Below are 19,622 nucleotides of genomic sequence, written 5' to 3'. Positions count from 1 at the left end.
GCGGGGTCGGTCGGGGTTCAGAGCGCGGTGCGTGCCGCGGCGGCGCGCGCCGCTAGCCGTCCTGCCGCCCGGTCTCGTGCTGGCGTCGTTGCGGGCGGGTTCGCGGTGGCCGGTGGTACCGCAGCGCGGCGGCCGGCGATCAGCCGGGCCAGGTCGCGGACGGTCGGATGGGCGAACAGGTCGACCATCGCCAGTGGCACGCCGAGGCGGTCGCTGAGCCGCCGGTGTGCTCGCAGCAGCGTCAGCGAGGTCGCCCCGAGGTCGAAGAATGGCCTGGTGACATCGACGGTGCAGTCCATCAGTTCGCCGAACACGGCGGCCACGCTGTTCTCGATGTCCGAGTCGGACGTGCCGATGGGCGTGGTGGGCTCCTCGGTACGGATCACCGGCTCGGCGATGATCCGGAGTCCGAGAACGGCTTCGCCGTCGAGGTCCGGCACCACCTCGTAGGAGCCGTTCGACGGCCGGACCGCTACGGCCAGTTCGGTGGCCGCCCGCAGGGCCGAGACGACGTCCAGTCGGCCCGGGCGCACGCTGACGCGGACGTCGAGCCCCGAACGGGCGGCGTCGACGAGCAGTCCGGTCAGGTCGTCCGGGTCCGCCGGAGCCGCGACCTGCGGCGGTGCGGACGTGGTCGCCGGGACGGCAGGGGGCTGGTGAACAGGCGGGTCGTTGCGGAAGGGGTTGCCCAGCCGGTCGTGGTCGACCTTGCCGTTTACCGTCACGGGCAGCGTCGCCAGTTGCACGAAGCGGCTGGGGATCATGTACTCGGGCAGGTGCTCGCGTAGGCGGGCCACCAAGACGTCCTCGGCCAGAGGTGACGCATCGTCGCCGGTGGCCACATAGGCGACGAGTCGGGCGCCGCCGTCCGGTCCCGGCACGGACCGGGCCACACAGCGTCGTACGCCGGGTGCGTGGCTGAGCACGGCTTCGATCTCGCCGAGCTCGATGCGGTGGCCGCGGATCTTGACCTGCCGGTCGACGCGGCCGAGAAACTCGATCGTCCCGTCGTAGCGCCAGCGGCCGAGGTCGCCGGTGCGGTAGGTGCGGCGGCGCAGGACCGGGTGGGTGGTGAACCGTTGTGCGGTCTGTTCCGGGTCACCGAGATAGCCGGCCGCCACCCCGTCGCCACCGATGTACAGCTCGCCGGCCTCACCGACCGGGCAGGGCCGCCCGTCGCCGTCGAGGATGTGGAAGGACTGTCCGCGTAGCGCCCGCCCGTACGGGATGCTGCGCCACGCCGGGTCGACTTCTTCGATCGGATGGCAGATGGACCAGATGGACGCCTCGGTCGCGCCGCCCAAGCTGATGACCCGGGCCTGTGGCGCGAGCACCCGCACTCTGTCGGGCAGCGTCACCGGGATCCAGTCGCCGGAGAGGAGTACCAGGCGCAGTGAGGACATGGCCGAGGCCGCAGCGCCGGGGTCGATCTCGGCGTACTCGACGAGCATCTCCAGCAGTGCCGGTGCGGTGTTCCACACCGACACCCGATGCCGGTCCATCAGTTCCAGCCAATGGCCGGGGTCGCGCTGGCGGTCGGGGTCGGGTAGCACCATCGCCCCACCGGCGCCGAGTACACCGAACACGTCGTAGACCGACAGGTCGAACGACAGTGCCGACAGCGCGAGCACCCGGTCGCCCGCCTCCAGAGGGAAGCGGTCGGCCATGTCGTCGAGTGTCGTACGGGCCTGGCGATGCTCGACCGCCACACCCTTGGGCCGCCCGGTGGAGCCGGAGGTGAAGATGGCGTACGCCAGATCTCCCGGGCGCGGCGCGCGTGGCTCTGCGGCGGCCTCGTCGCCGTCCGGCGCGCCGTCGTCGATGGCGTGAATTTGTACGGTGTCCGGCCACTGTGCCGAGGTCATGCCGGTGACCAGCGCATGCTTGATGTCGGCCTGCGCACAGACGGAGGCGATCCGTGCCGCCGGCCAGGACGGTTCGACCGGGACATAGCCGGCGCCGGAGGCGGTGATGCCGAGTGTAGCGGCGATCTGTGCGGCGCCCTTTGGAGCGGCCACCGCCACCATGTCACTCGGTCCCAGCCCGTGTCCGGCGAGCAGGGCAGCGGTGGCGCGGGCTCGTGCGCCCAGTTCGCCATGGGTAACGACATCGTCCCCGTGTATGAGGGCGACGTCCTGTGGCGCTCCGCCGGCGTTCGCCCGCAGCGGATCGTCGATCAGCGGCCCGCAGTCGCCGCCGAACGGGCTGACGTCCAGTGCCTCGTCCGGGCGGAAGGACGGGTCCCAGCCGAAGGCCGGATCGGTCCAGGCCTGCTCGTCGTCGGCCAGCCGGCGCAGCAGTCGCAGGTGGGCGTCGCGGATACCGGTGGCGAAGCCGTCGGGCAGGCATCCGTCGACGACGTCCCAGGCGATGCGCAGCCGGTCGCCATCCTCCCAGACGATGTGGTCGACGAAGATCTGCGGGGTCTGTGAGACTCCAAAGACCTCCTCACCCAGCCAGGCGGTCGGGGGCTCGGTCGTGGCGGCCAGTCCGACCCCGCTGGTGAACACGACGGGATATGCGGGGACGAGCCCGGCGTTTCCGCGACCTCGGAGCGCCTCGACGGCCGAGACGGAACGGTGCTCCAGGTCGGACCAGAACCGGTGGTTGACCGCGGCGGCGTAGCCGGCGAACCCGCCGTCTCCGGACGGGTCGAGGGGGGCGCACTCGGTGAGCACGGTGGTGGTGAAGTCGCCCACCACCGTGCGCAGGCGATCGTCGTCCTGCGGCCGGTCGAACAGCGTGGTGTTCACACAGAACGGGTCGGTCGCGCCCCAGCGGCCGAGGATCGACGCCAGGGCGGCCAGCAGCACGGCGGTGGCGGAGACTCCGTGCCTGCTCGCCCGGCTCCGCAGCCGCGACCACTCGCCGGCGGTCAGGGCCGCGGCATGCCGGGTGAAGTGCGGGACACCCAGCTTCTCCGCGGTCGCGCTCCAGGGCAGTGCCGGGCCAGGCGGGAGCCGGTCCGCCCGGCTCTGCCAGTACGCGCGGTCACGCTCGCGGCGTGCGGCTTCGGCAGGATCCTGCTCCCGGTAGGCGAGCAGGGCCGCGAAAGTGGTGACCGGTGGTGCCGCCAGCAGGTTCGGATCGGTGGTCGCCTGACCCCATTCGCGCATGAGCTGCATCCAGCCGGCCATGTCCAAGGCGATGATGTCCATGCCGACGAACAACCGGGTGCGGCCGTCCGGCAGTAACGCGGCGCGGATGTCGAACAACGGCCAGCGGTCCACCGCGTGTGGTCGATGGGACAGCGCGGTACGCATGTCCGCCAGGGTCCGTTCGGCGTCTGTGGGCGGGGCGGTGCGCAAGTCGGTGACCGGGATCTCGTAGCGCAGCTCGCTGGGGAGCACCCGTTGGCGGGCCTCCTCGTCGATGACCAGCCGCAGCATCGGGTGGCGGGCCACCAGGCGGTTCCATCCGTCCGTCAGAGCGCGGACGTCGGCCTCCGCGTCGCCGTCGGGTCGCCGGTCGTACTCGAAGTAGAAGTACGTGGCCACGCCGCCCAGTGGCAGTGACGGATCGCGGCCGAGCAGGTATGCCGTCTGCAGCGCGGTGAGCGGGAAGGGCTCGGTGCCGGCGGCGGCAGCGGAAGCGGTCGTGGGGACGGTCTCCGCCGGCCCGTAGCCGGACGGTGCGGCGAGCACGGCCGCGGTGACGGTGCCGGGTGTCGCGCCGTTGAGGAATGTGGTCAGAGGCAGATCCACACCGAGTTCGTCCAGCAGCCTGCGCCGCAATCGGACCGCGGCGAACGAGTCCAGTCCCAGCTCGGTGAGCTTGCGGCCGGGATCGATGTCGGCCGGGTCGAGGTCGAGGCTCTCCGCGAGGCATGCGGTCACCTCGTCCACTCGGTCGATCGGCGGTGTGTGCGAGGCCGTCATGCGGCTCCTCCCCAGGACTCGGAGCGAGTAGTACAACATGAAAACGACAACGATTTCCAGTAGGCTCGGTCAATAGTGGACCGCGTCGATGGAAATGATTGTCATTCTCATGTATAACGGATGAGCCCCTTCCGGCCAACCATCGAGGAGCGCGATGACGCCCCCTTCGCCGTCCCACCCCGCCCTTGCGGTGACCGCCGTCGCCGGGCGCTTCCCCGGTGCACCGAACGCCGACCGCTTCTGGGAGCTGCTGCGGGACGCGCGCGAAGGCCTCACCCGGTTCCCCGACGAGGAACTCGCCGACCGAGGCGTGCCTCTGGGCATGCGTCGGCGCAAGGACTATGTGCCGGTCGGCGGGATCATCGACGGCCAGGAACTGTTCGATCCGTCCCCCTTCGGGCTCACCGATGCCGAAGCGGCCCTCACCGACCCGCAGCACCGGCTCTTCCTCGAGACCGCCTGGGAGGCGCTAGAACGCAGCGGGCACGGCGGCGGCGCCGGCATCGAGGCGGTCGGTGTCTTCGCAGGAACGGCCCAGAGTGCCTATCTCACGGCCAACCTCGCCGGTCGCTGGGATCCGACCGGCGACGGGCCCGATCCCCTCGGCAGCCTGCAGACCGCCATCGCCACCCAGGCCGACTACCTACCTCTGCAGACGGCCTACCGGCTGGGCCTGACCGGGCCGGCGATGAACATCACCACGACCTGCTCCACCTCGCTGGTCGCCGTCCACGTGGCCGCCCAGTCCCTGCTGGCCGGCGAATGCGACATGGCCGTCGCGGGCGGCGCTTCGCTGATCGTCCCGCAGGGTCACGGCTACCGGTATGTGCCGGAAGGCATCTTCGCCGTCGACGGGCGGGTCCGGCCCTTCTCCGCCGACGGCACCGGCATCGTCTACAGCCAGGGTGTGGGTGCGGTGGTGCTGCGCCGACTCGACGACGCGCTCGCCGACGGTGATCCCGTCCTCGCGGTTCTGCACGGCAGCGCGGTCAACAACGACGGCGCCGACAAGGTCGGCTTCACCGCCCCGTCGCTGCGCGGGCAGGCCCGGGTGATCGCGGAAGCCCTTGCCGTCGCGGGCATCGAACCGTCGCAGGTCGGATACGTCGAGGCCCACGGCACCGGCACCCGCCTGGGCGATCCGATCGAGGTCGCCGCCCTGCGCAAGGCATTCGGCCACGACGGCATCCGGACCACGGCATGGTGCGGGCTCGGCTCTGTCAAGAGCAACATCGGTCACGCCAACGCGGCCGCCGGTATCGCGTCGTTCATCAAGACGGTGCTCGCGTTGCATCACCGGACACTGCCCGCCTCGCTGCACGCCGATCCGATCAACGACCAGCTCGGGCTGGACGGCTCACCGTTCGCGGTGGTCACCCGCACCCGACCGTGGGATGCCCCGCCCTACGCGGGTGTCAGCTCGTTCGGCATCGGCGGCACCAACGCGCACGTCGTGCTTGGCCCAGCGCCCGACCGGACGGCCACCTCGCCGGACGACCGGCCCCAGATCCTGCTCTACTCGGCGTACGAACCGGCCGCCCTCGACGCCACCGCACGCGAGGTGCCGTCGGCAGATCTGCCCGACATCGCGCACACCCTGCAACACGGTCGCAAGTACCACCCGTACCGGCAGGCGGTCGTCGCGGGCCCCGGAATCACGCCGCGGCGTACCGCTGCGGTGCGCACCGACGGCGCGCCCCGCCTCGTGTTCCTCTTCCCTGGCGGCGGCAGCCAGTACGCGGGCATGGCCGCGCAGTTGTACGCCGACGAGCCGGTGTTCGCCTCGTGCGTGCAGGAGTGCGCGAAACTGTTCCGCGACCACCTCGGCACCGACGTCACCACGTTGATCACCGGAGGTGACGAGACGACGGCCGAGTCGGCCGTCGTGGGGCTGCCCGCCCTGTTCACCGTCTCGGTCGCCACCGCCCGGCTGCTCGAATCCTGGGGCATCCACCCGGACGTCCTGCTCGGCCACAGCCTCGGCGAGTACGCTGCCGCAGTCGCCTCCGGGGCACTGACGTTGCCCGACGCCGTGACCCTCGTCGCGGTGCGATCCCGCGCGCTGGCCGGAGCCGCGGGCGGCGGAGCGATGCTGTCCGTCCCACTGTCCGAATCCGATGTGACAGCTCTGCTGCGCGAACACCCCGATCTCGACCTAGCCGCAGTGAATGCTCCACAATCCTGCGTGGTCTCCGGGCCGGCCGGCGCTGCGGAGGATCTGGTCGCCGTTCTCGGCCGCAGGGGGATCGCGCCGGCCCGGCTACCACTGAGGTCCGCCGCGCATTCGCGGCTGATCGACCCGGCGCTGCCGGACATGCGGGCGGCCGCGCGGTCGGTGCGCGCCGGGCGGCCCATCGTGCCCACCGTCAGCTCCTTGACCGGCACGATGGTCGGCGACGACTTCGCCGATCCGGAGCACTGGGTCCGCCAGTTGCGTGAGCCGGTGCGTTTCTCCGCCGCGCTCACCGCCGCGACGGCGGAGCCGACGCCGACCGTGGTGATCCAGGTCGGCCCCGGGGCGGCCCTTGTCGCTGCCGCCCGCAGCCACGGCCTTGCGCACCTGAAGGCCACCGTCACCACGTACCCGTCGGACGGCGAACTGTCCGACCTGGCGTCGGCACGCCTGGCCGCCGGCGAACTGTGGAGCCACGGCGTGCTCGTCGACTTCACCGCCATGCACCGGCCGGGGCGGCGGCGGGTCGCCGCACCCGGGTACGCCTTCCAGCGACGCCGCCTGTGGATCGACCCCGAGCCGCAGACGACGGAGCCACAGACCAGCGAGCTTCTCCAGGTACCGCTCTGGCGGCAGGAGCCGCCGCTGCCCGCCGTACCGAGTCTGGGCGGGCGCTGGCTGGTGACCGGTGACCCCGGAGATGTCATCGGCGCGGCGCTACGTGCCCGCGACGCCGAAGTCGTCGGCCTCGACGATCCGGCCAAAGCGGTCGACGGCGTGGTGATCGTCACCGGTGACGCCCGGACACCCGAGCAGACCCGTGAGGAAATCCTACGGTACGGCCGGGTCGCCGCGCTCGATCCGCCACCCGCTTTCCTGCTCCAGGTGACGGTGAACGGATGCCGCGTCGAGAGCCCGGACGTGCCCGCGCCCGGCGCCGCGGCGGTACGGTCCCTGCCCCGGGTCCTCGCCCAGGAAACGCCCGGACTGTCGTGGCGCACCGTCGACGTCACCGACCTGCGGACCCACGCGCCGGCGGTGATCGCCGAACTCGCCGACCTGCGAGGTGGATCCACCGGAATCCAGACCGCCGTCCGTAACTCCCAGCGGTGGGTGAGCGGCCTGGCATCCTGGCCCGCACCCTCCTCCGCCCCGGCCGCGCGACCCGGCACGACCGCGCTGATCATCGGCGGCCTCGGCGACGTCGGCGTCACCATCGCAGCACACCTGGCCGGGCAGGGAATGAGGGTCGTGATCACCTCCCGTTCCGGCGACCGCAAGGACGCGGTGCACCACCTCGTCCAGTACGGGCACGACGTGTCCGTGCAGGTGCTCGACGCCACCGACCCCGGCGCAACCGGCGCGCTGCTGGCCGACGTGAGCTCGCAGTCCACCCTCGACCTCGTGGTGCATGCCGCGGGCGTGGTGGCCACCGAAGAATTGGCACCGATGCGCCGCATCGGCCCCGAACACGTGGACGGCCACCTCCGGGCGAAAGCCCGGGGAGCACTGGCCCTGCGGGCCGCGATCGAGGACCTGCCGCCGCAGCAGCGTCCCCGCCATGTCGTGCTCATGTCGTCGGCCGGCACGCTCGTCGGAGGCATCGGCACCGGGCCCTACTGTGCCTCGAACGGCTTCCTCGACGCCCTCGCGCAACAGCCGCCCATCGGTGACACCCGCTGGGTCAGCGTGGTCTGGGACGCCTGGAAGGTGGGGCCGCTGGGCAGTGAACGCGAGGTCAACCTGACCTTCGCGCTCGACGCCGCCACCGGCATGCACGCCCTCGACGCGATCCTGAGCGCCGCGACGGCCGGCACCGTGCCGCCGGTCGTGGCGGTCTCCACTACCGACCTGCGCACCCGGATGCGTGCCGCGGACCGGACGACCGCACACCGGCACGACGACGTCACCAGTGACCTCACCGGCGTCGAAGCGGTCGTGGCGGCAGCCTGGTCCGACCTGTTCGGCGCCTCGGTCACCGACGGCGACAGCGACTTCTTCGCTCTGGGCGGACACTCGCTGCTGGCCACCCGTATGCTCGCCGACCTGGGAGAACGGTACCGGGTCCGGCTGAGCTTGCGGGACCTGCTCGCCCGTCCGACTGTCGCCGGTCTGGCCGGGACGATCGGCAGCGCGCAACCGGCTGCAGAGCGGGATCCGGCCACGACGGTGACCGGTGGACCGGACCCGGACGGCACCTTCGCCATGACCCGTGTGCAGCACGCCTACTGGACGGGCCGCACCGGGGGTTACCGCTTCGGCGACACCGCCTGTCACTTCGCGCTGGAGTACGACTGCCCGGACCTCGATCTCGACCGCTACGAGCAGGCGTGGAACCTCGTCATCGCCCGGCACGCGATGCTGCGCACCATCACGACCGGGCAGGGTCGGCTGCGGCAACTGGAACAGGTGCCCTCCTACCGCATCCGCCCGGTGGATCTGACCCAGGCCGGTGAGCAGAAACGCGCCGAACGGCTCGCCGCCCTGCGCGAGCAGGTCTTCCGCCGACCCGGTCCGTCCGATCGGTGGCCGCTGGTCCAGATCCGCGCGGCCCGGCTGCCGGGCGGTGGCGTTCGTCTATTCCTCGGCATCGACGTCCTCGTCTGCGACGCCGGCAGCTACTGGATCATCGACCGGGACCTGCGTCACTACTACGCGAATCCCGATCAGGCCCTGCCGGAGGTGCCGATCACCTTTGCCGGTTGCGTGCGAGCTCTGGCGGCACGCCGCGACACCCCCGAGTGGACGCGGGCTGCCGGCTATTGGCGCGACCGGCTGCCCGGCCTGCCCGGCGCACCCACTTTGCCGGTCTCCGGTATCGAGACCGGCGGCCGGTTCGAGCGGCATACGGGCCGGCTCGACGCGCAGCAGTGGGCCGCCTTCCGCCGTAACGCCGCCGCCAACGGCGTCACCCCGACAGCCGCCCTTCTCACCGCGTACGGCGAACTGCTCGCCCAGTGGAGCGGCGAGGAACACTTCGCCGTCACGCTGACTCTGTTCGACCGCCCGCCGCTGCATCCGGCGATGGACAGCGTGGTCGGTGACTTCACCTCGCTGCTGCTGCACGAGGTGGACCGGCGTGCAGCCGGCAGCTTCGCCGAACACGCCGGCCGAGTGCACCGCCGACTGTTCACCGATCTGGACCATCGGCTCTTCTCCGCCCTCGACCTGCTGGCGGAGAAGTCCGCGCAGACCGGTGCGCTCACCTCCGTACCGGTCGTGTTCACCAGTGCGCTCGGACTGGACGACGTCATCGGCGGCGACCGTGACCTGGAGTGGGCGGGCCGGCAGGTGTCCGCCCTGAGCCAGACCCCCCAGACCGTGCTCGACCATCAGGTTCTGGAGCATCACGGTCAGCTACTGGTCCAGTGGGATGCGCTGGAGCCGGTGCTGCCGCCGGCCGAGGTCGACCGCATGTTCGACCGTTACCTGAGCCGGCTGCGCAGCCTGACGGACCCGGCAGCCTGGCGCAGCGAGGCCGTAAGCGCCACCCCGGCGCTGCCGGTCGAGGACGTGGCGATCACCTTGCGTGCCGGAACCGGATCCGGTCCGACGCTGTTCCTCGTCCATCCCTCCGGCGGCGACGTGACCTGCTACGCCGACCTCGGCCAGCGGCTCGACGAGCGGGTCACCGTCGTCGGCCTGACCGATCCTGGCCTGTCCGGCGGCGAGGCGCCCACCGAGCTGCCCGCTCTGGCGCGCCTCTACGTCGATGTCCTGCGTTCCGTCCAGCCCGACGGCCCGTACCTGCTCGGCGGCTGGTCGATGGGCGGCAGCCTGGGCCAGGAGATGGCCCGGACCCTGCACAGCCAGGGCCAGCATGTCGCGCTGCTGGTGATGCTGGACTCCAACGACCCCACCTACATCACGGCGGTCCCCGGCGAGCCCGAGACGGCGGAGGCTCTAGTGCTCGCCCGGCACCTGGGAGCGCTGGAGGCTTACCTCGACATCGACCTCGGCATGGGTACGACCGACGCGTTGAACGCCTTCCTGAGCGTACCGGCCGAGCAACGCTGGCAGGAGGCGACGGACCGGCTCCGGCAGCACCGGCTCCTCGGCACCCGTGAGGATCCCCGTTCCCGTGTCGCGGTCTTCGGCCGGCACCTGCATAGTCTCGCCCAGCACCGGCCGGGCTTCCACGGCGACGAGCGGACCCACACCCTGCTGGTCAGAGCCGATCGCAGGGCCACCCGCAACTCGGGCATCGGCATGGGCGTCGACGACACCCCACCCGGGTTGACCGACCTGGGCTGGTCCACCAGTCTCGCCATGCCTCCCGAGGTGATCGGTATCGACGCCGACCACTACTCCCTGATGCGCGAGCCGGCACTCACCGCTGTCGCACGCGTACTCAACACCGCCCTCGCCCGCCACCTGTCATGACCACCGAACGGAGCCGTACGTGTCCCCGGAGATGACCGCCGCCCTGGACCGGCTGCACGCCCACCCGTGGATCGCCGCCGCAGCCCACGACGGCACCGGCTTGCAGATCCGGCTGCGGCCCGAAGCCACCGCGGTCCGGCCCGGCCTGGGGCCGCTGGTACGCGAATACCTGGATCACTGGGCCGAGGTGTACGACTACACGTACGCGGCGGGAGCGGGCAACGGTGACACCCTGGCGGGATGGCGCGCCTCCGACACCGGGGAGCCGCTGCCCGTCGCGCACATGACCGAATGGGTCGAGCGCACCGTCGAACTGGTGCTCGCCACGCGGCCACGGCACGTCCTGGAGCTGGGCTGCGGAACCGGGCTGCTCGCCGACCGGCTGTACCCGCACCTGGCCGGCTATGTCGGCACCGACGTCGCTGAGGACATGGTGCGCCGGCACGAGCAGCGGGCCAGGCCGGGGCAGGTCTTCGTCAGCGCCGGCGCACACGAGTCGAGTTCCGAGCAGGTGCGGCGGGCCCTCGACCGGGCCGGTGTCCCCACCGCCGGACCGGACTGCGTCCTCGTCAACTCCGTCACGCAGTGCTTCCCCGATGTCGCCTATCTCAGCCGGGTGGTGCAGGACGCGGTCCGGCTCGTCGCACCCGGCGGCGTGGTGATCGTGGGCGACAACCGGCACGCCGGTCTGCTGGACGCCTACTGCCGCTGGCTGGAACGCGCCGCCGACCCGGAGGCGACCGACTCCGTGATCACCGAGCGTGCCCGAGCCCGAGCCGACCGCGACGACGAACTCAACTTCGACCCCGCCGTACTCGCCCGCGCCGCGATGGGCAGCGGCCGCGACGTGCGCATCGCCGCCTACCCGAAGACCATGACCGCCGACACCGAGTTGACCCGCTACCGCTTCGACGCGGTCCTCCACGTCGAAGCGGCCGACGCCTGCGTCCCGCCCGCCGCCCATAACTGGGCCGGAATGGACGATGCCCGCGCGATGATCGCCGAGGGCCGGCCGATCCGCATCGGCGGCATCCCCAACCGGCTGCTTGTGAACGCCGCCGACGCCGTCACCGCTCACCAGCTGCGCACCGCTCTGGCCGGAGCCGACGTCGCGGTGGTGCTGGACCAGTCCGATCCTGCCGCTCTCGCGCTCGTCGCTCCCGCGGCCGCTGCCTTCACCTCGGTCGCTTCCGCGCCCGGCCGCGCCCATGAGCCGTTCACCGCCTTCGTACGCCGCCGCGTCGGCGAGGCCACGCGGGCGATGCTCCGGCAGGCGGGCGCCGATACGCGGGGACTGCGGCTCACCGTCGACCGTGGCGTTCCGGCCGATCGCATCGCGGCCGCTGCCGCCCGTGCGGTCGACCCGCACGACGCCGAGCGTCTGCCGGTCTTTCTCCAGGAACTCGACCGCATCGCCCGGCTGGCCATGGCCGACACCCTTGCCGGCGCGGACCTGTGCACCGGACCGTCCGGCGACGACGAGGAGAAGATCGCGGCCGCGCTGGCCATCGCGCCGAGACATCAATGGATCATGCGCCGCTGGCTCGCGGTTCTCGTTGATGCCGGCATGCTCAGCACCGACGGTCACCGCTACCACGATCTGCGTGCACCGGGACGGACGGCTCTGGTCGCGGCCGTCGACGGCATCGACGACGCTCGCCGGGGCCTGCACTACCCGCCCGAACTCACCCGGTTCTTCCAGACCGCGGTGCAGTACCTCCCCGCACTGTTGCGTGACGAGGTCAGCCTGCAGGCGCTGCTGTTCGCAGACGGCGAGACCGGCACCGCCGAAGGCGCCTACCGGGACAACGCCGTCAACCGTTACGTCAACGCCGCCACGGCCGAAGCGTTGCGCTGGGCAGCGCAATGGCGTCCCGCCGACCGGCCGCTACGGGTTCTGGAAGTGGGGGCCGGGGTCGGCGGTACCACCGTGGACGTCCTCGACGCGCTGCGCGAGACTCCCCTGGACTACCTGTTCACCGATGTCTCGGCGTTCTTCCTCACCGACGCCCGGCGCCGGTTCGCCGACCGCGCCGGCCTACGGTACGGGCGGTTCGACATCAACACGGACATCCTCGCGCAGGACGTCGGCGAGGGCACACTCGATGTCGTGCTCGCCGCCAACGTGCTGCACAACGCCGTCGACATCGCCGCAACCCTGCGCGGTTTCCGGCGCCTGCTGCAGCCCGGTGGTGTGCTCCTGTTCGTGGAGACCACGCGCGAGATGCACCAGATCCTGACGTCCATGCAGTTCCTGATGTCGGCCCGGCCGGGCGGGCAGCGGCCGGGTGACCGGGACAGGCGGGCGGGAACCGGCCAGATCTTCCTCGACGAGACGCAGTGGCGGGCCGAGCTGGACGACGCCGGCTTCAGCCAGATCGTCTCCGTTCCCGGCCCGGACCATCCGTTGCATCCGGTCGGCGTCCAGCTCTTCGCCGCCACCACCTGAGTACGACCTGCGCGCCAGTCAGCGAGAGGGCAGGGCCAGCTCGCTGACCCAGGGGTCGCCCGCCAACTCTCTGGCGACCGTTTGGGGGTTCAATGCCTCGGAGGCATAGTGCGCGCCGGGTGCGACGGCACCGGCGGCCACCTCGCGTGCCGCGATGGCCGCCACCACCCCGCTGAGCGGGTACGAGTCCGGTGTCCTCAGCAGCACCCGACGAGGCACCAGGCCGGACCCGGCCGGCGGACGGGCGTACGCCAAAACCGCGTAGTGACGTCCGTGGTCCTCGACATCGCGCCGCGCCGCCTGCACGATCGCGGCCGCGTGCGCCTCCGGCGACTCGTCGTCGTCGGCCCACGCGGTCGCGAAGGCCCGCGGCAGGTTGTCCGTCGCGTACACGGTGTAGTTGCGCAGTTCGGGGAGCCCGGCCGCCGACGCCAGACCGATCATCTCGGTGGACAGGAACGGTACGGCGTGCACCCGCCCGTGGAAGCCGGGCAGCGTGACGGAACGCAGCGGCGCCAGGCTGTGCTGCGCCACCTGTCCGTCGCGCCACACCGCCAGCGCGTGCCCGAACTTCGGCCCCCGGGTCAGCAGCGCGTCCACCGCGGAAGCCGCGCTGATCTCCACCGACCCGCCGACATACACGTCGAGGCGGGCCACCGGGCTGCCGTCCAGCAGCAGCCGTGGCAGGAGCCCGGAGAGGCCGGGCATCAGCCCGGCGGAGAAGACAGCCGCGTGCTGCGAAAGACCGGCCGGTGGATCCTGGGCGAGAGCCTCCACCGCCACCAAGTCACCCGCCGCGTCCACGTAGCCCGCACCTGCTGACAGGGCAGCCCGAGCGACCCGGTCGAGAATCCGGTACGACGGCCCGGCACAGTTGAGCACCACCGAGCAGCCCGCGCAGAACGCCTCGAGCGAGGCGTCATCGAACAGGTCGACGCGCACAGCAGTCGATCCATTCGCCTCGGCGACCTCGCCGGCCCGGTCGAGATCACGCCCACCGACCCGGACGGGGAGCCCGAAGCCACGCAGCCGTTCGACGGCGGTCCGGCCGACCGTGCCGGCACCACCGAGCACGCCGACGGAGCCCGTCATCGCACGGCACCCGCGCGGCTAACCGCGGCCAGCCCGGCCACCGTGGGGTCGGCGAGGAAGTCGCGCACCGGCACGGTGACTTCCGCCTCCTTGGCCAGCCGGGCCAGGGCCCGTACGGCGAGCAGGGAGTCGCCGCCGAGATCGAAGAAGCTGGCGCCGCGGTCGAGCACCGGCGTGTCCAGCAGTTCTTCCCACAGCATGGCGATCGTCTGCTCGAGTTCGGTCGCGGGCGGGCCGCCGGCGGCACCGGGACGGTCGTCGGCGTACTGCCCCAGCCGCAGGCCGGTCCGGTCGCTGTCCGGCTCCGTGGGTAGGTCGACCGGCCGGTCCCAGCCCTCGCCGTCGGCGAGGCTGCCGACCAGCGCCACCAGTTCGGCGTAGGCGGCGTCCACCTGCGCGGCGTCGAACAGCTCTTCCACCAGCGAGAACACGATGGCCAGCGATCCCCGTAGCTCGTAGAACCGGGCTTCCAGCGCCACCTGGGGGGTACGCAGCTGATGGAAGAAGTCGTCCATGCCCAGCTCGCCCAACGGCCCGGCGGCGTCGGGCTGCTGAGCGCCCATGGCAGCGTCCATGCCGAGCGTGCTCTGGAACACCACCGGGGCGACCGGCCGATGGGTGCCGCGCCGCCGGCCGAGCTCCCGGGACACCTCGACACCGGTCACCAGTGCGTGCCCGGAATACTCGGTGAACCGCCGTTGTGCCTGGGTGACCAGTTGCGTGAACGTCGAGCCGGGTGCGAGTTCGGTGGGCAGCAGCATGGTCGAGGCGAAGGCCCCGAAGACGCGATGCACGTCGGGATGCAGTGGCAGCCGGTTGAGCTGCAGGGAGTTCAGCAGGAGGCGGTGGTGGCCGGCCCACCGGGCGATGGTGATCGCGAAGGCGGTGAACATCGCGGTCGACGGGGTGACGTCGTGCGCGGCGCACCGGTCGCGCAGCGCGGCCCAGCGGCCGGGCGACAGGTACTGCTCCCGGTTGGCCATCGTCGTGGCACGGACCTCCCGGGGGTCGGCTGCCAGCGGCAGCGCCGGGGGCTGCGGCAGGGTGTCCAGGCGCGACCACCACCAGTCGCGGTCGCCGGCCCAGGCATCACTCTGGGGGAGGGCCTGCACCGACGCGACGTAGTCGTCGAAGTCCATGTCCAGCGGGGCGGGCACGGCGTTCCAGTCGGCGCTCAGTTCGAGCAGTTCCCGGTTGAGCAGCGTGGCGGACCATCCGTCGAACAACAGCAGGCTCATGTTCGTGTGGAGCCGGCCCCTGCCGTCGGGCAGCAGTGTCAGCCGGACGTCGAGTCCGGGACTGTGGGTCGGGTCGGGCCCGTTCGCGATCATTTCCGCGCGCAGCCGGGCCAGACTCTCGGACGCTGTCTCTATCGATGCGTTGCGCAGGTCGTACACCTGCGGCTCGGGGACGGCCGCGGGGGCGTCGAGCGGCAGGATGTGCTGCATGCCGTCGGAGGTGACCCGGGCCCGCAGCATCGGCTGGTGCTCTGCGAGGCGCCGCAGGGCGTCGGCGAGGGCTTCAGCGGCCTCGTCGCTGTCCATGTTCCGCAACGCGACATCGCTGTAGAAGTGCGCGGACTCGTACGACAGCTCCCAGCCGCCCTGCTGGCCGACGAAGTATCCCTGTTGCAGGGGAAGTAGCGCGAACGGGCTCGCCTTGTCGGCACGCCGCCGCAGGTCGACCGGCAACGCCCGGGCCGCGGTGCCGCCGGCTGACCTTCTGCGTACGAGCCCGGCCAGCTCCGACACCGTCGACTCGGCGCCCACGTCGGCCAGCGCGAGCACCACGCCCAGGCGTTTGCGGATGAGTGCGGCCATGCGGACCGCCAGGACCGAGTCTCCGCCCAGACGCAGGAACGACACCTCGGGCTCGATGGTGCGCGAGGGCACGCCGAGCAGTTCCGACCAGATTTCGGTGAGGGTCGGGACGGGATCGCCCTGGGGGGCGAAGGTGCCGAGTGACATCGAGAGGCTCCTCGTGGGTCGGGTGCGTATTGGGCGGGCACGGAGACAGGACGTAGCGTACACCGATATGAATGTCATTTTCGATAGCGTGGATGATGTGGACGGTGGTCGGTGATCACGTCCCTGGTCCCGGTATCAGTGGCGGTGGTGGAACAGTTCGAGGACATCCTGGGCGAAGAGCCGTTCCCCGGCGAGGAGGACCTGATCGCCGGTGCGCTCGACAGTCGGCGACGGGAGTTCGTGACAGCCCGCCGCTGTGCCCGGCAGGCCTGGAACAACTGGGGCATGCGGCCGCACCGCTCACATCGGGGCCGTGCCGTGAGCCGCTCTGGCCGCCCGGCATCGTGGGTAGCATCACGCACTGCTCCGGCTACCAGCGGCTGCGGTGGCCCCACGGACCGACCTGGCGGGACTCGGTATCGACGCCGAACCGCACGCCTCGCTGCCTGGCGACGTCGAGGAGTCGGTGACAGGCCCCGCCGAACGGGCGCGTCTGCGGGAACTGGAGGTCGCCGTCCCGCGGGTGCACTGGGGTCGCGTCCTGTTCAGCGCTAAGGAGGAGATCAAGGAAGGCGCGGGGCGAGGTTGCTCCGCACCTCACCCCACCCACGCTGCTGCGCCCGCCGAGCGGCCAACGCCTTGTCGTACGCCGCCTTGAGCTCCTCGTCGGTGGCGCCGTGGCGCTGCTCGTCCTCGTCAAGGGAATCCACGAACTCGTCGGCGTCGTCCTCGCCACGCACGACCCAGTCCCAGATCTCGTTCTCAATCTCCCCACGGCCCGGATCCGCGATCCGCTCGGCCAGGAACCGCACGCCTTCAGGGCGATCGTTGTAGATCCAACCAGTCACGGCGACGATCCTTGTAGCCACCTACGACAGCCTGAGACGGATCAGGAGCCGGGCCGGCGGTAGCGGACCCGTGGCCGGCCGTCAGCCGCCGTGTCGACGTCCGCCCGTACCCGGTATGCCTGCGCGATCCGGTCTGCGGTGAGCACTTCGGCGGGCGCACCCGCCGCGACCACTCGGCCGGCGTGCAACAGCACCAGCCGGTCGCAGTACTGTGCGGCCAGGTTGAGATCGTGCAGGGTCACCACGACGGTGGTCGCCGACTCCGAGAGGAACTGCAACAGGTCCAGCTGGTGCCGGATGTCCAGGTGGTTCGTCGGCTCGTCGAGCAGCAGCAGGTCCGGCTCCTGAACCAGGGCGCGCGCCAGGTCCACTCGCTGCCGCTCCCCACCTGACAGGGTGGACCAGCGCCGCTGCTCGAACCCGGCCAGACCGGCCTCGGCGAGCGCGTGCCGGGCCAGGGCCACATCGGCAGCGGCGACACCGGCGAGACGTGGGCGGTACGGGATTCGGCCCAACAGGACCACCTCCAGGGCGGACATCTCCACGTCGGTGACCGCCTGCTGGGTGACCACCGCGATCCGCCGGGACAGTGCGCGCCGAGACAGCGTGCTCAACGCGACGTCGTCGAGGAGCACCAGCCCGGAGTCGGGTCGCGCCAGCCCGGCCAGCAGCCGCAGCAGGCTCGACTTGCCTGAGCCGTTCGGCCCGAGCAGTCCGACCGTGGCACCCGGTTCGGCGGTGAGCGCCACCTCGGCCAGAATCCGCACGCCGGCTACGCCCCATCCGATCTGGTCCGCGCGCAGCAGAGCCGGACGCGGGCCCGTGACGTGCCCGCGGCCGTCCCGGCCGTCTCGGGTTGCCCGCCCGCCGCCGGTGGGCTCCCAGCCGGTCACGGCGTAGCCGTCCGGCGCAGCATGACCAGGGCGAACACCGGCACGCCGAGCACTGCGGTGAGCACACCCACCGGCAGTTCCTGCGGCGAGAACACGGTCCGCGCCGCGGTGTCCGCCCAGATCAGGAAGGTCGCGCCGGTGACCGCGCAGGCGGGTAGCAGCGTGCGGTGCCCGGAACCGATCATGAACCGTACCGCGTGCGGCACCGTCAATCCGACGAACCCGATCGCCCCGATCGCCGCGACCAGATGGACCGCACGGCGTACGGGGCGGCGAAGGCCGCCCTGGAGTTCTGCTCCCGGGCCTGGGCGAACGAACTCGGCCCGGCGGGATCACCGTCAACTCGGTCGCTCCCGGGCCGACGGAGACCAAGCTGTTCTGGCAGCACAACCCCGAAGGCTCGGAAAGCGTCGCCCGGTACCGCGCCGCGTCGCGGGTGGGCCGGTTCGGCCGCCCGGAGGAGATCGCCGCCGCGATCGCGTTCCTGCTGTCGGACGAGGCCGGCTACATCACCGGCCAGACGCTGCGCGTTGACGGCGGCGGCAGCCTCGGCGGAGCGTGAACTGGCCGATGTCCGCCGACGCGATGAGCCCTGATGGTCGACAGCGAGGGGGCAGACGTCTCGACGACGATGTCCGGCGCAGCATCGGCGAGGGACGGAAGCTGCTTGATTCGTCCCTCGCAGCTATCGCCAACGCTTTGACCACGAATGCCGAGGGAACCTATTGAACGGATGCAACAGCCTGTCATCAGCCTCCAGTTCGCTGCCGGACGTGGTCCGCCATACCTCAATCTGGCTGCCCGTGATCTCCCGTTCCCAGCGGGTCACGGCTTCCAGCGCCTGGGGTTCCCCCGATAACGCGGAGGGTTTGATGTTCCCCGGGTTCGGTGGAGTCAGGTTGGTTGACTCGTCAGGCTCGTCACTCGTTGAGGAGAGACGTGCCGAGGAGATATCCACCCGAGTTTCGTCGTAAGGTCCTCGATCTGCTCAAGGCTGGCCGATCGGTAGCGGAGCTGGTCCGTGACCTGGAGATCAGTGATCAGACGATTTACAACTGGCGCCGTCAGGAGCTGATCGACACCGGTCAGATGCCGGGCGTGAGCTCCGCTGACCAGGCGGACTTGGTCGCCGCTCGGCGGCGTATCGCCGAGCTGGAGACCGAGTTGGCCGTGCATCGCCGTGCGGCTGAACTACTCAAGGAGGTGGTGCCCCCAAAAGACCGGTACGCGGCCATCCAACGGATGGCCGCTGAGGGGCTACCCGTCGAGGTCTGCTGCCGTGTGCTCGAGGTCTCGGCGTCCGGGTACTACGCCTGGCGTAACCGGCCGCCATCGCCGCGGGCGCTGCGTCACGCGTGGTTGACCGACCAGATCCGCGCGGTGCATCTGGCCTCCAGGGGGACGTACGGTTCCCGCCGCGTGCATGCCGAACTACGGCTGGGCCGTGGACTCGTCGTGGGCTATCACGCGGTGGAGATGCTGATGCGCCGCGCCGGCATCCGCGGGCTGCCCGGTAGCCGGCACCCGCGGCCGAAGCACCAGACCCCAACCGCGAGCGATCTGGTCAACCGCGACTTCACCCGATCGTCGCCGAACCAGTTGTGGGTCACCGACATCACCGAGCACCCGACCCGGGAGGGCAAGGTGTACTGCGCGGTCGTGCTGGACACCTTCTCCCGCAAAGTCGTCGGCTGGTCCATCGACGCCACGCAGACGGCCACGCTGGTGACCAACGCCCTGAGCATGGCCATCAGCAACCGCCAGCCCACCGGCACCGTGATCCACTCGGATCACGGAGTCCAGGGCGGATTCCAGTGGTCGTCGCAACACCTCGATCAAGGGGTGTGCGCATGGGTAGGCCATCGGGCTGGGTGACGGCGGTGACGGGCAGGCCGGCGATGCGGTCACCGGGCCGCCCGGGTGTAAACGAGCATCGGGA

Annotated in this window: 10 protein-coding genes and 1 pseudogene; 5 read left to right on the top strand and 6 right to left on the bottom strand. The window is 71.2% G+C overall.

Features of this window, described 5'->3' with window-relative positions:
• Window positions 1-17: 17 nt before the first annotated feature.
• The gene (locus AB0G14_RS29855; RefSeq protein ID WP_357703081.1) at window positions 18-3,878 is read right to left on the bottom strand and encodes an amino acid adenylation domain-containing protein; all 3,861 of its coding nucleotides are present in this window, start codon (window positions 3,876-3,878) and stop codon (window positions 18-20) included.
• A 154-nt stretch (window positions 3,879-4,032) separates the two neighbouring features.
• Here AB0G14_RS29855 and AB0G14_RS29850 point away from each other — a divergent pair, with 154 nt between their 5' ends.
• Window positions 4,033-10,434, top strand: coding sequence for an SDR family NAD(P)-dependent oxidoreductase (locus tag AB0G14_RS29850; protein ID WP_357703079.1), 6,402 nt, complete (start codon window positions 4,033-4,035; stop codon window positions 10,432-10,434).
• 19 nt (window positions 10,435-10,453) lie between these two features.
• Complete coding sequence (locus tag AB0G14_RS29845; protein WP_357703077.1) at window positions 10,454-12,883, top strand: class I SAM-dependent methyltransferase; 2,430 nt, start codon at window positions 10,454-10,456, stop codon at window positions 12,881-12,883.
• A gap of 18 nt (window positions 12,884-12,901) precedes the next feature.
• Here AB0G14_RS29845 and AB0G14_RS29840 read toward each other — a convergent pair whose 3' ends face one another.
• Together AB0G14_RS29840 and AB0G14_RS29835 are read right to left on the bottom strand one after the other, a co-directional pair.
• The gene (locus tag AB0G14_RS29840; protein WP_357703075.1) at window positions 12,902-13,975 is read right to left on the bottom strand and encodes a saccharopine dehydrogenase NADP-binding domain-containing protein; all 1,074 of its coding nucleotides are present in this window, start codon (window positions 13,973-13,975) and stop codon (window positions 12,902-12,904) included.
• Window positions 13,972-15,942: a phosphopantetheine-binding protein gene (locus AB0G14_RS29835; protein WP_357703073.1), complete on the bottom strand. Its 1,971-nt coding sequence runs from the start codon at window positions 15,940-15,942 to the stop codon at window positions 13,972-13,974. Before AB0G14_RS29835 ends, AB0G14_RS29840 begins: the two co-directional genes overlap by 4 nt.
• A gap of 111 nt (window positions 15,943-16,053) precedes the next feature.
• Here AB0G14_RS29835 and AB0G14_RS29830 point away from each other — a divergent pair.
• A pseudogene (locus tag AB0G14_RS29830) lies at window positions 16,054-16,412 on the top strand (hypothetical protein).
• A 93-nt stretch (window positions 16,413-16,505) separates the two neighbouring features.
• On the opposite strand, the gene AB0G14_RS29825 reads toward AB0G14_RS29830, so the two are convergent.
• The 3 genes from AB0G14_RS29825 to AB0G14_RS29815 all read right to left on the bottom strand — a co-directional run bounded on the left by AB0G14_RS29825 (window position 16,506) and on the right by AB0G14_RS29815 (window position 17,919).
• Window positions 16,506-16,790, bottom strand: coding sequence for a hypothetical protein (locus AB0G14_RS29825; protein WP_357703071.1), 285 nt, complete (start codon window positions 16,788-16,790; stop codon window positions 16,506-16,508).
• Window positions 16,791-16,831: 41 nt separating this feature from the next.
• On the bottom strand, window positions 16,832-17,557 hold the full coding sequence (locus AB0G14_RS29820) for an ABC transporter ATP-binding protein (protein WP_357703070.1): 726 nt from the start codon (window positions 17,555-17,557) through the stop codon (window positions 16,832-16,834).
• Window positions 17,558-17,679: 122 nt separating this feature from the next.
• The gene (locus AB0G14_RS29815) at window positions 17,680-17,919 is read right to left on the bottom strand and encodes an iron chelate uptake ABC transporter family permease subunit (protein ID WP_357703103.1); all 240 of its coding nucleotides are present in this window, start codon (window positions 17,917-17,919) and stop codon (window positions 17,680-17,682) included.
• Between AB0G14_RS29815 and AB0G14_RS29810 the strand changes: the two genes are divergently transcribed.
• Entirely contained in the window at window positions 17,895-18,245 is a 351-nt protein-coding gene (locus AB0G14_RS29810; protein ID WP_357703101.1) for an SDR family oxidoreductase, read from the top strand. The two genes, AB0G14_RS29815 and AB0G14_RS29810, sit on opposite strands and share 25 nt — an antisense overlap.
• Window positions 18,246-18,622: 377 nt before the next feature.
• Window positions 18,623-19,558: an IS3 family transposase gene (locus tag AB0G14_RS29805; protein ID WP_357703068.1), complete on the top strand. Its 936-nt coding sequence runs from the start codon at window positions 18,623-18,625 to the stop codon at window positions 19,556-19,558.
• The last annotated feature ends 64 nt before the right edge of the window (window positions 19,559-19,622 follow it).

Source organism: Micromonospora sp. NPDC023814 (genome assembly GCF_040639595.1).
Classification (GTDB): domain Bacteria; phylum Actinomycetota; class Actinomycetes; order Mycobacteriales; family Micromonosporaceae; genus Micromonospora.
The sequence above is the reverse complement of the archived record's forward strand: the minus strand, read 5'-3'. Positions and strand labels throughout refer to the sequence as shown.